The sequence below is a fragment of the Amycolatopsis sp. WAC 01375 genome (assembly GCF_003947325.1).
In the GTDB taxonomy this organism is placed as follows: Bacteria; Actinomycetota; Actinomycetes; order Mycobacteriales; family Pseudonocardiaceae; genus Amycolatopsis.
On the sequence record NZ_QHHW01000011.1, the window covers coordinates 75753 to 89753 of the forward strand.

Annotated in this window: 16 protein-coding genes; 11 read left to right on the plus strand and 5 right to left on the minus strand. The window is 68.0% G+C overall.

The genetic code is table 11. The annotated features are described in order from the left end of the window. Window positions 1–126 precede the first annotated feature (126 nt). A complete protein-coding gene (locus DL991_RS03710) occupies window positions 127–1050 on the plus strand; it encodes a hypothetical protein (RefSeq protein WP_125780945.1) in 924 nt (307 codons plus the stop codon). A 72-nt stretch (window positions 1051–1122) separates the two neighbouring features. Here the strand turns inward: DL991_RS03710 and DL991_RS03715 are convergent, their stop codons facing one another. Next, window positions 1123–1800 carry a TetR/AcrR family transcriptional regulator gene (locus DL991_RS03715; RefSeq protein WP_125780947.1) on the minus strand — a complete coding sequence of 226 codons (678 nt, stop codon included), beginning with the start codon at window positions 1798–1800 and terminating at the stop codon, window positions 1123–1125. Window positions 1801–1922: 122 nt separating this feature from the next. Here DL991_RS03715 and DL991_RS03720 point away from each other — a divergent pair, with 122 nt between their 5' ends. After that, a complete protein-coding gene (locus tag DL991_RS03720) occupies window positions 1923–3446 on the plus strand; it encodes an MFS transporter (protein WP_125780949.1) in 1524 nt (507 codons plus the stop codon). A gap of 230 nt (window positions 3447–3676) precedes the next feature. Here the strand turns inward: DL991_RS03720 and DL991_RS03725 are convergent, their stop codons facing one another. The 3 genes from DL991_RS03725 to corA form a co-directional block, all read right to left on the minus strand. Continuing rightward, a complete protein-coding gene (locus DL991_RS03725; RefSeq protein ID WP_125780951.1) occupies window positions 3677–4516 on the minus strand; it encodes a ParB N-terminal domain-containing protein in 840 nt (279 codons plus the stop codon). After that, window positions 4513–5166: a metallophosphoesterase gene (locus DL991_RS03730; RefSeq protein WP_125780953.1), complete on the minus strand. Its 654-nt coding sequence runs from the start codon at window positions 5164–5166 to the stop codon at window positions 4513–4515. Before DL991_RS03730 ends, DL991_RS03725 begins: the two co-directional genes overlap by 4 nt. Before the next feature lie 178 nt (window positions 5167–5344). Continuing rightward, entirely contained in the window at window positions 5345–6433 is a 1089-nt protein-coding gene (gene corA, locus DL991_RS03735; RefSeq protein ID WP_125780955.1) for a magnesium/cobalt transporter CorA, read from the minus strand. A gap of 250 nt (window positions 6434–6683) precedes the next feature. Here corA and DL991_RS03740 point away from each other — a divergent pair, with 250 nt between their 5' ends. Both DL991_RS03740 and DL991_RS03745 read left to right on the plus strand, forming a co-directional pair. Then, entirely contained in the window at window positions 6684–7262 is a 579-nt protein-coding gene (locus tag DL991_RS03740; RefSeq protein ID WP_370305480.1) for a MaoC family dehydratase, read from the plus strand. Between the two features lie 33 nt (window positions 7263–7295). Then, window positions 7296–8399, plus strand: a complete 1104-nt coding sequence (locus DL991_RS03745; protein WP_199753804.1) for a DUF2332 domain-containing protein — start codon at window positions 7296–7298, stop codon at window positions 8397–8399. A gap of 303 nt (window positions 8400–8702) precedes the next feature. Here DL991_RS03745 and DL991_RS03750 read toward each other — a convergent pair whose 3' ends face one another. Continuing rightward, window positions 8703–9131, minus strand: coding sequence for an NUDIX hydrolase (locus tag DL991_RS03750; protein WP_125780957.1), 429 nt, complete (start codon window positions 9129–9131; stop codon window positions 8703–8705). A gap of 186 nt (window positions 9132–9317) precedes the next feature. Here DL991_RS03750 and DL991_RS03755 point away from each other — a divergent pair, with 186 nt between their 5' ends. The 7 genes from DL991_RS03755 to DL991_RS03785 all read left to right on the plus strand — a co-directional run bounded on the left by DL991_RS03755 (window position 9318) and on the right by DL991_RS03785 (window position 13988). Further along, window positions 9318–9479, plus strand: coding sequence for a hypothetical protein (locus DL991_RS03755; protein ID WP_005167589.1), 162 nt, complete (start codon window positions 9318–9320; stop codon window positions 9477–9479). Between the two features lie 24 nt (window positions 9480–9503). After that, window positions 9504–10064: a PH domain-containing protein gene (locus DL991_RS03760; protein ID WP_034313292.1), complete on the plus strand. Its 561-nt coding sequence runs from the start codon at window positions 9504–9506 to the stop codon at window positions 10062–10064. Between the two features lie 177 nt (window positions 10065–10241). Next, window positions 10242–11105, plus strand: a complete 864-nt coding sequence (locus tag DL991_RS03765) for a PHP domain-containing protein (RefSeq protein WP_199746269.1) — start codon at window positions 10242–10244, stop codon at window positions 11103–11105. Beyond that, window positions 11102–11731 (plus strand): MarC family protein, encoded by a 630-nt coding sequence (locus DL991_RS03770; RefSeq protein WP_125780961.1) that lies wholly within the window; start codon window positions 11102–11104, stop codon window positions 11729–11731. The genes DL991_RS03765 and DL991_RS03770 overlap by 4 nt, the downstream gene beginning before the upstream one ends. A 240-nt stretch (window positions 11732–11971) precedes the next feature. Then, on the plus strand, window positions 11972–12832 hold the full coding sequence (locus DL991_RS03775) for a PD-(D/E)XK nuclease family protein (protein WP_125780963.1): 861 nt from the start codon (window positions 11972–11974) through the stop codon (window positions 12830–12832). A gap of 34 nt (window positions 12833–12866) precedes the next feature. Then, the gene (locus tag DL991_RS03780) at window positions 12867–13211 is read left to right on the plus strand and encodes a hypothetical protein (RefSeq protein WP_125780964.1); all 345 of its coding nucleotides are present in this window, start codon (window positions 12867–12869) and stop codon (window positions 13209–13211) included. 117 nt (window positions 13212–13328) lie between these two features. Further along, a complete protein-coding gene (locus DL991_RS03785; RefSeq protein WP_125780966.1) occupies window positions 13329–13988 on the plus strand; it encodes a hypothetical protein in 660 nt (219 codons plus the stop codon). Window positions 13989–14001 lie beyond the last annotated feature (13 nt).

Below are 14001 nucleotides of genomic sequence, written 5' to 3' on the forward strand. Positions count from 1 at the left end.
CGGAACGAAACGCACCCTTAAGGGCGTGAAATCGCGGTGAGGCATTCACCTGGGAAAACGTGGCGGACCCTGTGTTCTTCGCCCGTAGGGGCTGGTGTTCCGCGATCTTTTGACGATACTGCTCCGGTGCCCTCGAAGAGACTCAGCGCAGTACTCTGCGGCCTGTTCCTCGCCGCGGCCTGTTCCACCCCGGGACCGGCGGTGGCGCCGTCGACCACGGCGGGCGAGGAGGCCCTGACCGCTTCCGAGGCGCTCGGGGAATACTCGTCGCTCGATTACTGCAGCCTCGTCGACCAGCGGAAAGTGATCGGCGGCGGAAACGCGGTCAAGCCGCCTTTGAGCTCTTTCGAGTTCTGCCGCCTCGAATTCGTCGAGGGCGCCAATCGCTACACCGTGACCACCGGCCCGATCACTTCCGGGCAGGATCCGAACAATCAGCCGTACGAATACGGTGGTCCGCTGCCGGAAGGCGTCAGCGTCCAGCAGTCGACGTTCAACGAGGACACCGCCTGCACGCGGCTGCTGACCTTCGCCGACGGGATCCGTCTGTCCATCGCCGTCACGTCCGACAACACGTCCCCGGCCGACCAGACGGCCCGCTGCCGGATCGCCGACGCGACGGTCGGCAGTGCGGCGGGGGTGATCGGCGCGCGCCAGGTCGGGCGGCTGAACCTCGACCAGCGCTCGTGGGGCCGGGTCGCCCCGTGCGCGCCGCTCGACCAGCACGAACTCGACGCCGCAGCCGGCGCGGAGACCAAACCGGCCCCGGCGCTGTCCGGGCACAGCTGCATCCGCGGCAAGGTCAGCTTCTCGTTGTCGGTCGGGGCGGACACCACGCCGGGCGCCACGGAGGCGCTGGGCGGGCGGCAGGTCCAGGTCACCACGTCGGGCGCGTTCTGCCAGGTGACCACGCACCGGCCGATTCCGGGCACCCCGGAGCGGGTCGAACAGGCGACTCTCTCGGTGGTCGGCGTCGACGGGGCGCCGGAGGACGCCACCTGCGCGGCGGCCCGTGAGGTCGCCGTCGCCGTGTTCCCGAAGCTCCCCTGACGCAATTCGTCACCTACTTGCGGCGTCTGCGGACGCTCGCCGGTCGCAAGTAGGTGACGAATTGCGTGGGGGCTAGCGCAGCTTGGGCAGCCGGAAGGAGCACATCGCCTCGTCCAGCGTCTCGAAGTCCAGTGGCGGATGCGGCAGCGGCGTGGCGCGGCCGGGTTCGGCGCGCAGACCGTCCAGCAGCATGGCGAGGCACCGGCGCCACAGGTCCGGCTGGATACCGTGCGTGAACTCGATGACCGAGCCGATCATCTGGTGCAGGAGCGGTATGTCCGTCGGCACGAAATCGGCGCGGAGGGCACCCGCCGCCTGAGCCCGTTCGACGAGCTGTGTGATCAACGGCACCATGCGGGACTTCGCCTCGGCGACGCGCTCCTGGCCGAAGACGTTCGACAGCATGACTTCACGTAACCCGCGGTCACCGGCGTGCAGTTCGGCCGCGCGCCACGTAAAGCCCGCGAAGCCCTCCCAGGGATCTTCGGCACGAAGCGCTTCTTCGGCGAACTCGCGGATCGTCTCGAACTGGTCGACGAACATGGCCTCGACCAGGTGTTCCTTACTCGGGAAACGGCGATAGACGGTGCCGACGCCGACACCGGCGTGATGCGCGACGTCGTCGAGCGTCGCTTCGAGCCCGCGTTCGCCGAAGACATCGCGTGCCGCCGCGATGATGCGCTGCCGATTGAGTTCAGCGTCGCGCCGCAGCGGCCGCGCCGGTGCGGCGGGAGCGAGGTCCCGAGCCATCCGTCCAGCTTAACAAACGAAGTAGAGGACACTTCTCCACTTCTTGTGTACCTTGGGCGCGGAAAGGGGAGACATCTACTCCACATAGCTTCTTCGTCACTATCGGTGAGGAAACCGCCCGTATGTCTGACTCATCCACCGCTGTCGCCACGCTGCCGGGGGACGCGGCCGTGCAGCACGCCAACCCGCACCACGCCAGGAGATGGCTGATCCTGGTGATGATCGGTCTCGCCCAGCTGATGGTGGTGCTCGACGCCACCGTCGTGAACATCGCGCTCCCGTCGGCGCAGCAGGACCTCGGCTTCTCGAACGACGCCCGCCAGTGGGTCGTCACCGCCTACGCGCTCGCGTTCGGCAGCCTGCTCCTGCTGGGCGGGCGGCTCGCGGACCTCTTCGGCCGCAAACGCGCGTTCCTCGTCGGGCTCGCCGGTTTCGCCATCGTGTCGGCGATCGGTGGTGCCGCCACCAGCATCGAAATGCTGCTCGTCGCCCGTGCCGCACAGGGTGTCTTCGGCGCGCTTCTCGCCCCGGCGGCCCTCTCGCTGCTGACCACGACCTTCACCGACCCGAAGGAACGCGGTAAGGCCTTCGGTGTCTTCGGCGCGATCGGTGGCGGGGGCGCGGCGATCGGCCTGCTGCTCGGCGGCGTGCTGACCGAGTACCTCGACTGGCGCTGGTCGATGTACGTCAACATCGTCTTCGCGGTGATCGCGTTCGCCGGTTCGGCCGTGCTGCTGAAGAACTCCGAGACCGACGGCCCGCGCCCGAAGCTCGACATCCCGGGCACGATCACCGCGTCGGCCGGCCTTTTCGCGCTCGTCTACGGCTTCGCGAACGCCGAGCGTGACTCGTGGTCCTCGATCACGGTCTGGGGTTTCCTCGCCGGCGGTGTCGTGCTGCTCGCCGCGTTCGTGGCGATCCAGCAACGTGCCGAACACCCGCTCCTGCCGCTGCGCGTGCTGCTCGACCGCGACCGCGGTGGCTCGTATCTCGCGATGTTCCTGCTCGCCATCGGGATGTTCTCGATCTTCCTGTTCCTCACCTTCTACATCCAGCTGAACCTCGGGTTCACGCCGGTGCAGAGCGGGGTCGCGTTCCTGCCGATGGTCGCCACCCTGATGATCAGCGCGACGTCGGCGACCGCGATCCTGCTGCCGAAGTTCGGCGCGAAACCGTTGGTGTCACTGGGAATGCTGATCGCCGGCGCGGGACTTTTCTGGCTCTCGGCCATCGACACCACCAGCACGTACGCCAGCGGGGTGCTGTTCCCGCTGATGATCATGGGCGTCGGCATCGGCCTCGCCATGGCGCCCGCGATGAGCGTCGCGACCTTCGGCGTCGACACCCGCGACGCCGGTGTCGCGTCGGCGGCGGTCAACACCGCGCAGCAGGTCGGCGGCTCGATCGGGACCGCGCTGCTGAGCACGCTGGCCGGGAACGCCTCGACGTCGTTCCTGGTCGGGAAGGTCGCTTCGCCGCAGCTCGCGGCTGAAGCGGCTGTGCACAGTTACACGACCGCTTTCGTGTGGGGCGGGTGGATCTTCGTCATCGGTGCGGTGATCTGCGGGCTGCTGTTGCGGTCCGGTGCCCCGGCGAAGGCGCCGGAGGGCGCTTCGGAGGGTGCTCCGGTCGCCGTGCACATGTAGGGGGAGTGCAATGAAAGGCCCCTTCATTGCAAAATTTGCAATGAAGGGGCCTTTCATCTCAGCTTTCGAGGCTGAAGGGGACTTTCGCCGCATGGCATGCGAGGAAGGCGTCCTGCACGTGGCGTGGTTGTGGTGAACGCTCCCGCGCCCGGTCGGTGAGGTAGCGAAGGCCTCCTTCCTTACGCTGAGGGTAGGGAAGGGGGCCTTCACGCGCCGACGGTGAGGCGACGTCAGCGGGACTGTGACCGCACCGCTTCGAAGACCTCGTCGTCCCACCGGTGCGTCCGGATCAGCCGGTACCGCTCGCACGCCACCCACAGGTACGCCTCGGCGTCGGTCCGGTCGCCGATCAGGTCCGCCTGCCGCAGCATCGCCACCACCGGCACGAACTCCTCGTCGAACCAGCGCTGCGCGAGCGTCGCGCGGTCCGAGTACGCGCCTTCGTCCTGCATCAGCCGGAAGCCCCACGCCTCCACGTGCTCGCCGAGCCGCGCGTAGTCCCACGGATCGGTGAACACGACCGAAGCCCGCGCGTGCCCGGACAGCGGGACGCGTTCCAGGAACAGCCGCCGGTAGTCCTTCACGATCAGGTCGCCGCGGTACCGGATCCCGCTCGGGTCCAGTTTGGTCCGCACCTCGGTGACCATCGCCTCTATTGTGGACAGTCGCATCGCGTGCGCCACCGAAACGCGGTGGTGCCCGTCGATGATGAAGTGCAGTTCGCCGACGCGGTACACCTCGATCGGCGGAATCGACTCGCCACGCCTGGTGGCGAGCGCCAGCCGTTCCCAGCGTTCGCGGACGCGGCCGGACGTCGGGCGGAAGCGGCGGTCGAAGTCGCGGCCGCGGTCGACGCTGCCGACGATCGAATCCAGCCGGATCACCCGCGCCCCGATCTTCCGCTCGCCGAGGTAGCCGAGGGCGTCCACCACCTCGTGGAACGGCAGCATGATGTTGACGTCGTCGGGCTCGCGGCGCAGCCAGGTCGCCAGCCGTGACAGCACCTGACGCCGTCGCGCGCGAAGGAAGTCGTGTTCCGCGTCCGCGCGGGGAAAACCCGTGTCCTTCATGAGAACTCCATGATCCGGTGCCCGACGACGTTGCGTACCGTGGTCCCGCCGACCACCCGGTCCGGCACGGGTTCGCCGTGCGGGTGGATATGCCCGTGCAGCAACCACTTCGGCCGCAGCAACTCGATCGTGCGATGGAGACAGTCGAAACCGCGGTGCGGCGGATCCTCGCGGTCGCCGCAGTGCCGCGGCGGCGCGTGGGTGAGCAGGATGTCGACGTCCCGCCCGTCCCGCCGGCGCCGGAACCGGGCCCGGCGTACCAGCCGCCGCGCGCGCCTGGCCTGCTGGCGTTGCGTCCATTGGTTCGGGCCGTCGTTGTAGCGGACCGAACCGCCGAGCCCGGCGAAGCGGAGCCCACCGACGTCGACGACCCGGCCGTCCGCGTTCACCCCGCCCGCCGGACCGGGCCACACCGTGGGGAAACCGTCCTTCATGGACAGTCCGCCGTAGCGCGTGTAACCGGACAGGTCGGGATCGTGATTGCCGGGGACGAATACGCACGGCACGTCGAGCGCGCCGGCCAGGAACTCGAGGTAGTCGTACGGCAGGTCGCCGGCACCGACGACAAGGCCGAGGTCGGCAGGCAGCCGATGGACGGCGGACGTCCACAACCGCTCTTCGACCTCGTCCGCGACGACCAGCGCTTTCATGCGCTCCAGCGTAATGCCGGAGGCGCTACTTCGGGCCGTGCGCGAACGCGGGGTCCTTGGCGATGATCGCGATCACGATGCCCAGCCAGACGACGCAGAAGGCCAGCGCCCAGAACTTGAGGTTGGTCAGGATCCTTGGCATGAGGGAACTCCAGAACTGCCGAATGCGGAAGAAGGGTCAGAGCCAGCGGTTCTTCCTGAATATTCGGTAGAGCAGGATGCAGACGCCGAAGATGACCGTCATCGCCACCGGGTAGCCGAAGCGCCAGTGCAGTTCCGGCATGTAGTCGAAGTTCATCCCGTAGATGCCGGCCAGCGCCGTGGGGACCGCGATGATCGCCGCCCACGCGGTGATCTTGCGCATGTCGGTGTTCTGCTGGAGCGTGATCTTCGCCAGTGTGGCGTCCACCAGGGTGGTCAGCAGTTCGTCGAAGTTCGCGACCCGCTCCGCCACGGTCGTCAAGTGGTCGGAGACGTCGCGGAAGTACGAGCGGACCTCGTCCGGGATCAGTCGCGTGTAGCCCTCGGCGAGGCGCTGCAGCGGCGTCCCCAGCGGCATGACGGCGCGGCGCAGCTCCAGCACTTCACGCTTCATGAAGTAGATCTGCTCGGCGCTCACCTTGGACCTCGGCGCGAAGACGTGCGTCTCCATCTCGTCGATGTCCGACTCGATCGCCGTGGTGACGTCGAGGTAGTGGTCGACGACGTGGTCCGCGATCGCGTGCAGCACCGCGGACGGCCCGAGGTCGAGCCGCTCGGGGTCCTGGTCGAGTTCGCGGCGCAGCCTGGCGAGCCCCGAGTGGTTCCCGTGCCGCACGGTGATCACGAAGTCGCGGCCGAGGAACGCCATCAGCTCGCCGGTCTCGACGATCTCGTTGGCCGTCGCGGGCGACTCGTGCTCGACGTAACGGACCGTCTTCAGCACCATGAACAGCGTGTCGTCGTAACGCTCCAGCTTGGGCCGCTGGTGTGCTTCCAGCGCGTCCTCGACGGCCAGTTCGTGCAGGCCGAAGGTGTCCGCGATGCCCTGGATCTGGACCGCGTCCGGCTCGTGCAGGCCGATCCAGACGAATCCCGTGTGCCGCTTGCGCACCTCTTTGATCGCCTCGGCGTGCGTCCAACGGCCGGGCAGGCGCTTGCCCTCCACATACACCGCGCAATCGACGACGTACGCCGAAAGGGGGACGGGCAGCGGGCGTTCGGGGACGCTCTTGGCGCGGCCGTTGCTCCGGCCGCGAAGGCCGCCGAGCGAGGGAATGGCAGGCATGGGATCTCCTGGGCAGACGTCGTGCGTTGATGCGCGAAGACGACGGGCCAAGCGGTCGGGGGGCCGCTCGGCTAGGCCAGCGTTCCCGGTTTCGTCAGCCCTGCCAGGTGGGGATCCGGCGAGACGTGAAGGGGGGAACGCTGCGACTACTAGGAAGCGGACTATCGCCACTGGACATCGGGTTCCTCACCTCCTTCAGCTCGGCGGACGGTTACGCAGTGGTGTGGGTCGCGTTGACGACCCGACACCAATGGTCGAGGGTACTCCTCAACACGAAAGCCTGTCGTTCCAGGCTCACGCCGCGTTACTCGTGCAGGAGGAATGGGTGCAGTTCGGTCGCTATTACGAAGAGTTCGAGGTCGGCGCGGTCTACAAGCACTGGCCGGGCAAAACGGTCACCGAGTACGACGACCACCTGTTCTGCCTCATCACCATGAACCACCACCCGCTGCACCTCGACGCGCACTACGCCGAGGAGACCACCGACTTCGGCAAGAACGTCGTGGTCGGCAACTACGTCTACTCGCTGCTGCTGGGGATGTCGGTGCCGGACGTGTCCGGCAAGGCGATCGCGAACCTCGAGGTCGAATCGCTGAAGCACGTGAAGCCGACCTTCCACGGGGACACCATCTACGGCGAGACCGAGGTGCTGGACAAGACGCCGTCGAAGTCGAAGGACGACCGCGGTGTCGTTTACGTCGAGACTCGCGGCTACAAGCAGGACGGCACGATCGTGTGTGTCTTCCGTCGCAAGGTGATGGTGCCGAAGCGGTCCTACGGTGACAGCAGGGGCGGTGAACAGCCCGGCCGCCCCGTCCCGCACGAATAATGGGTGTCACGAACGGGAAGAGGGAGCGCGTCGATGCCCATCGGGCTGGATGAGATCAAGAGCCGCCTGCGGAAGTTCGCGACGGTCGAGGCGGCCGGTGTTTCGCCGCTGTACGAGCACCTGGCGACGAAGGCGTCCGAGGACGACGACGTGGCCGGTCTGCTGACCGACGCCCGCGGCGGTGAAGCGCGCGGAACGCTGCTTTTGGCGACCGCGCACCGGCTCATCCAGGCCGACCCGATCCACCCGCTCTCGCGGTACTACCCGTCCGTCGGCGGTTTCGACGGCGTGGACTCGGAGACGTGGCCGCTGTTCCGCTCGTTCCTGCTGGAGCGGGCGGACAAGGCGCGGGCGATCATCTCCTCGCGGTACACGCAGACCAACGAGGTCCGCCGTGCCGCGCTGCTCTACCCCGCGATGACGACGGCGGCGAAGGAAGCGGGCGGCAAGATCGCGCTGCTCGAGGTCGGATGCAGCGCGGGGCTGCTCCTTGGCCTGGACAAGTACGCCTACCGCTACCAGTGCGACGGCGGCGAGCAACTCACCGCCGGTCCCGCGAAGACCGCGGTCGGCCTGCACTGCGCACTGGACCTCGCGCCCGGTGCCGTCACGCCGAAGGTGCCGAAGAAGCTGACGATCACCGCCCGCGCCGGCCTCGACCGCGCCCCGGTGGACCTCGCCGACGAAGACGAACTGGCCTGGCTCGAAGCCTGCGTCTGGGCCGACCAGCCGGACCGGATCCGGCTCCTGCGTACGGCCGCGGCGGCGCAGGGCAAACAGCGGCCGGAGCTGATCGCCGGCGACGCCGTCGACGATCTCGCCTCGGCGGCCGCCACCCTGCCCGCCGACGCGCCACTCGTCGTGCTGACCAGCCACGTGCTCGCGTACCTGGGGGACCGGCGGGCGGACTTCCTCGAGGCGTTGCGGAAACTCGCCGCGGACCGGCCGCTGTGGTGGGTCAGCGAGGAGTTCTACGGCGCCGGGCTGGAGCACTTGGCGCCCGGCCGGGCCGATCTGGCCGAACCCGCGGATCAGGCCGTGCTCGGCCTCGTCCGCTGGGACGCCGGTGTCCCGGACGTGCGGGCGCTGGCCAGGACGGCCCCGCACGGGCAGCGGATGACGTGGCTCCCGGTTTAGCGGTGCGGGACTTCGCTTAGGGCCAGAGCGTTCCGTGGGCGAGGTACGCAGCCGTGACAGGAGCGCATGGGTCGAGCTGGTCGTGAGTGGCGTTTCGGGTTAGAACCCGAAACGCCACTCACGACCACCGCGCGGGCAGCCTCACCGGCGACGCCGCCTGCGAGAGGCGACGGCGGCCGACCCGACTTCCGGGTTTACCCATTCGGCTCTTCGGAGATGTCGGCAAAGCATCGGGAAGGATAACTTTCACCTCCCGCGCCGCTTTATCACCGCGTCATTCGACGAATCGGACACGGCAGGTCGTCAAGACGGCGTGACGTCCCCGGTCGGCAGCACTCCCCAGTCGCGCAGAGTGACGAACAGGAGTTCGGCCAACCGGCCCTCTTTGTCGAGTTCGATCAAGGTTCCGGCGTCGATCCACCGGGCGTCGTCGGCGTCGTCCCCTGCACGGAGAGTGCCGCCGGCGACCGCGCAGGCGTAATCATGGATGTCGTACGGGCCGCGGCGGGCGTTGCCGACGTATGTGCCCGGTATCACGTCGAGCCCGGTCTCTTCGCGCATCTCCCGGATCACGGCCGCTTCGTCCGTTTCGCCTGGTTCCACCCGTCCGCCGGGGACCGACCACAGTCCACGTCCGGGTTCATTCGCGCGCCGGATCAGCAAAATCCGCCCGAGTTCGTCATGGACGATGCCGCCGACACAGCGGACGGTGCTGTCCGAAACGGTGTTCATTCCCGAATGGTAGACGCGGGCTTCCTGACAATGGCTGTCCTGTACACGGAGAGTAGCCGTACGGTACACTTCCCCTCGCCGGCTGACCCAAGCGCGGGACTTCCCTCCCGCGCGGGTGGAAGGTGCGGTACAAAATGAATAGTCAGTATCCGCAGTCAGTCACCGTAAGAGACAGGATTGATCGCTGTGAACGCGAAAAAGCTCCTCACTTTCGCAGGAATCGCGTTGGTGCTGTTCTTCGTGATCGCGCAGCCAGGTCAGGCCGCGGGCCTCGTGGGAAACATCATCGGCTTCCTGCGTGACTCGGCCGAATCGGTGATCACCTTCGTCAGCAACGTCTTCAGCTAGCGGGGGAGCGGATACTCTATCGGTATGTTCGCCCCACGCGATCCAGACGAGTATCTCCTCGACACCGAGCGGCGGGTCATCAGGATCCGCCGGCACTGGGCTGTGCTGTTGTGGGAAACCTTTGAGACGGCCGCGTTGCTGGCCGTCTGTGTCCTGGTCTCCTACCTGTTGCCGCCCGCCGCGTGGGTCATCCAGAACATCCTCTGGTATGCCGCGTTGCTCATCATCCTGCGCTTCGCGTACGTGGTGATGGAGTGGTGGGTCGAGCGCCTGGTGGTCACGGACAAGCGGTTCGTGATGACCACCGGTGTCTTCACCACGAAAGTGCTGATGATGCCGATCACCAAGGTCACCGACCTCACCTACGAACGTTCGGCGTGGGGCCGGATGATGGGGTACGGGACCATGGTGGTCGAGTCCGCCGGTCAGATCCAGGCGCTGAACCGCATCGATTACCTGCCGAAGCCGGAAGAGTTCTACGACACGATTTCCGAGCTCGTGTTCGGCGACAAGCAGAAGCAGGCCGAGCGCTTCTCGATGATCAAGGCACAGCGTGCGGCACGCGGCAAGAAGAAGGTCGGTTAGCGCAGGTCCCGACTCGGCGGCGACCCAGGAGGTCTTTGATCCTTGGGGTCGCGCGCCTTCCGGCCGCCAGGCCTCAGAGGCGTGATGGCAGGGCGCTGTCATCGTCAGCCGCAACGCAGGCCACCCGGCCGCGCCCTGGCAGCGCGGCTCTGAACAGCGCGATAGACAATACAGTCGATGCGCATCGACCTGCACGCCCACTCCACCGCCTCCGACGGTACCGACAGCCCTGCCGGGTTGGTCGCCGCCGCCGCGAAGGCGGGCCTCGACGTCGTCGCGATCACCGATCACGACACCACGGCCGGCTGGGCCCCGGCCGCCGAGGCACTCCCGCCGGGGCTCACCCTGGTGCCCGGCGCCGAGCTGTCCACGATCTCCGTCGATCCGGTGACCGGGCGGCATATCAGCGTCCATCTGCTCGCGTACCTCTTCGACCCGGCGTCGCCCGCGGTCGTCGCCGAGCAGACCCGGCTGCGGTCGGAGCGGCGATGGCGGCTGCGCGTGATGGCCGAGCGGATGGCCGCAGACGGCCTGCCGGTCGATCCCGACGAGGTCATGTCGCTGCTGCCCGAGGACGGTTCGGCCGGACGGCCCCACCTAGCGCAGGCACTGGTGCGGGCCGGTGTCGTCTCGTCGGTGAACGAGGCATTCGGGAGCTACCTCGGAAACGGCAGCGGGTACTTCGTGGCGCGGCAGGACACGCTCGTGGAGGACGCGATCGACATGATCGCGGCGGCGGGCGGGGTCACCGTCATCGCGCATCCCTTCGCGTACACGCGCGGCGCGACCATCACCGTCGACGTGCTCGCCGGGCTGGCGAAGCACGGCCTCACCGGCGTCGAGGTCGACCACCCGAACCACGACGAGGAGACGCGCGTCCGGCTGCACGGGCTGGCGGGGGAACTGGGGCTCGTGCGCACCGGGTCGAGCGATTATCACGGCACGAACAAGACCATCGATCTCGGCGACGAGACCACCGATCCGCTCGCCTTCGAAGAACTCGTCGCGCGGGCGACCGGCTACGAGGTCGTGACCCGGTGACGATCACGGACTTCTTCGACGCGCGCCTGTTCATGAGCGCGACGATCACGCTGATCGTCATCATGGACCCGCCCGGCACGGTGCCGGTGTTCCTGAGCCTGACCGGCCGCAAATCGGTGGCGCTCCGCGCCAAGGCCGCGCGGCAGGCGGTGCTGGTCTCGTTGCTGGTGATCTCGTTGTTCGCCGTTGCGGGACAAGCGATCCTGTCCTATCTCGGCATCGGGATCCCGGCACTGCAGGGTGCGGGCGGGCTGTTGCTGCTGCTCATCGCGCTGCAACTGCTCACCGGCAAGACCGGCGGCGAGGCCGAGGCGGCGGGCGACGACGTCAACGTCGCGCTCGTGCCGCTCGGGACGCCGCTGCTCGCCGGCCCGGGCGCGATCGCCGCGACCATCGTCTTCGTACGGCAGGCCGACGGGCACGTCGGCGCGTACGTGGCTCTCGCGCTTTCGATCGTGACAGTGCACTTCGTGCTGTACCTGTGCATGCGGTACTCGGGCGTGGTCATCCGGCTGATCAAGGAGAGCGGGATCACGCTGCTGGCGAAGATCGCCGGTCTGCTGCTGGCCGCGATCGCGGTCGAGCTGGTGGCGAACTCGGTGAAGGGCTTCATCGCGGGTACGTGACCGGGCGCCGGTGATAGCAAAGGTCCCTTGCTCCCTCTCGTGCCCTGCCTCTCACCGCGCGTGCAATGAAAGGCTCCTTCCTTGCCAAATTTGCAAGGAAGGAGCCTTTCATTGCACGTGGGCGGGCCGGCACGCTCGGCTGAGGGCCACAAGCGATAGCAAAGGTCCCTTGCTCCCTTCCTGGGGATCCCCTCGAAAAGTGTCGGTGGGGGTGCGTAGCGTTGCGGGCGGGGTGATCCGATGGAGCAGATTGGTTTCGACTTCGGCGTCGAGGCGCCGCGCAAGCTGACGAAGGTCTCGCCCGCGCGCCTCGCGACGTTCGAAGATTGCCCGCGCCGTTATCGCATGTCGTATCTGGACCGCCCGTCCCCGACACGCACCGGCGCGTGGGCGCACAGCACGCTCGGTGCGGTGGTGCACAACGCTTTGCGGGCGTTGTTCGACCTGCCGGTGATCAAGCGCGTGCCGCAGCGGGCGATGGCGCTCGTCGCCGAACACTGGAAGGACGCCGGGTTCGAAGACACCGACCAGGCCGCCCGGTATCGAGCCAGGGCTAAGGCGTGGGTCGCGGAGTACGTCGAGCACAACGACGTCAGCGTCGATCCGGTCGGGCTGGAGCGCTGGGTTTCCGCGCCTGTCACGCTCGAGCCGGGCAGCGGGCCCAGCCTCATCATCGAGGGCCGCGCCGACCGCATCGACCAGCGCGGCCGGGAACTGGTGATCATCGACTACAAGACCGGCCGTCGTGAGCCGGACGAGTACGAGGCGCGCTCTTCGCAGGCCTTGGCGCTGTACGCGGTCGCCGCGGCCCGGACGCTGCGGACGCCGTGCTACCAGGTCGAGCTGCACCACGTGCCCACCGGGACCATCGCGGCCGCCGAGCACACCGAGGAGAGCCTCAAGCGGCATCTCCAACGCGCCGACGAGACCGCCGGTGACCTGCGCCTGGCAACGGATACCCTGGACGCCGGCGGCGACGAGGACGTGTTGTTCCCGGCGCGCCCGGGTCGCCGTTGCTCGTGGTGCGACTTCCGGCCCAGCTGCGCGGCAGGCCAAGAGGCCGGGCCCGCGGCTCAGCCGTGGGAGTTGCTGGCGCCCTAGATTCTCCAGATTCGACGATTGGACAGGCGAGGACGTGTCGTCACCGGACACCGAAGAGCTCGCGACCACACCGCCGCCCGCGGAGCGGAACGCGCCCGCGGCGACCGACGGCGGCCGGTTCTGGCGCGGGCTGACCGGATCGCTCGCGGCCGGGATGGCCGTGCTGGCGGTGTGCGTGGTCGCGATCGCCGCGGTCTGTCTGTTCACCGGCTCGCCGGGGCCGGGTCTCCTGATGCTGATCGGCCACCCGGTGGCCGCGGCGCTCGCGTTGCTGGCGCAGCGGGTCGTCGATGGGCGCGCTGGCCGCGTCGCGGGCTTCGCGGGTCTCGGCGTTGTGGTGAGCGTGACGGCCGCCCTGAGCCTGTTCTGGTGGAGCTGACCGCGGCAGGAAAGTGCCATTGACCGGCGAAATGCCTCCCGTCCCTGCGAAACTATGGCTTACTGGGCACGTCGTAGATGAACACGCTGCCCGCAGCGAGGACGAAGGGCACCGTCGATGACCTACCCACCCCAGCCAGGACAGCCCGACCAGGGCCCCGGCGGACAGCAGCAGTACCCAGGGCAGCAGCACCCGGGACAGCACTACCCGGAGCAGCAGTACCCGCAGGGTGGTTACGACCAGAGCGGCGCGTACCCGCAGCAGCAGTACCCCGGCTACGGCCAGCAGCAGTACGGACAGAACCAGCAGTACGGACAGGGTTTCGGCGGGCCGCCCGCGCCGCCGAAGAACAACAAGACCGGCCTCCTGGTGGGCATCGCCGCCGCTGCCGTGGTGGTGCTCACGCTGGGTATCACCGGGTTCGTCGCTCCCGGGTTCTTCCTGGGTGACGACAAGGCCGACAAGCCGTCCGGCCCCGAAGGGACCGCGCGCGCGATCGTCGACGGTATCAACGCCCACGACAAGGCCGCGTTGACGGCGCTCAAGTGCGCGAACGCGGAACAGGACGTCGAGCAGGCCATCGATCGAGTCGCCGACGTTTCGAACGCTTCGCTCGGCGAGATCACGAAGGTCTCCGAAACCAAGTACACGGTGGCTGTCACGCTGAGCGTCGAAGGGCGATCCCGCACCGCCGCCGGCACGCTCGCCGCCGAGGGCGGTAATTGGTGCTGGAAGGAAATCGGCCGGCTGCGCACCAAGTCCACGACGACGCGCTGACGGCCGGCGGTAG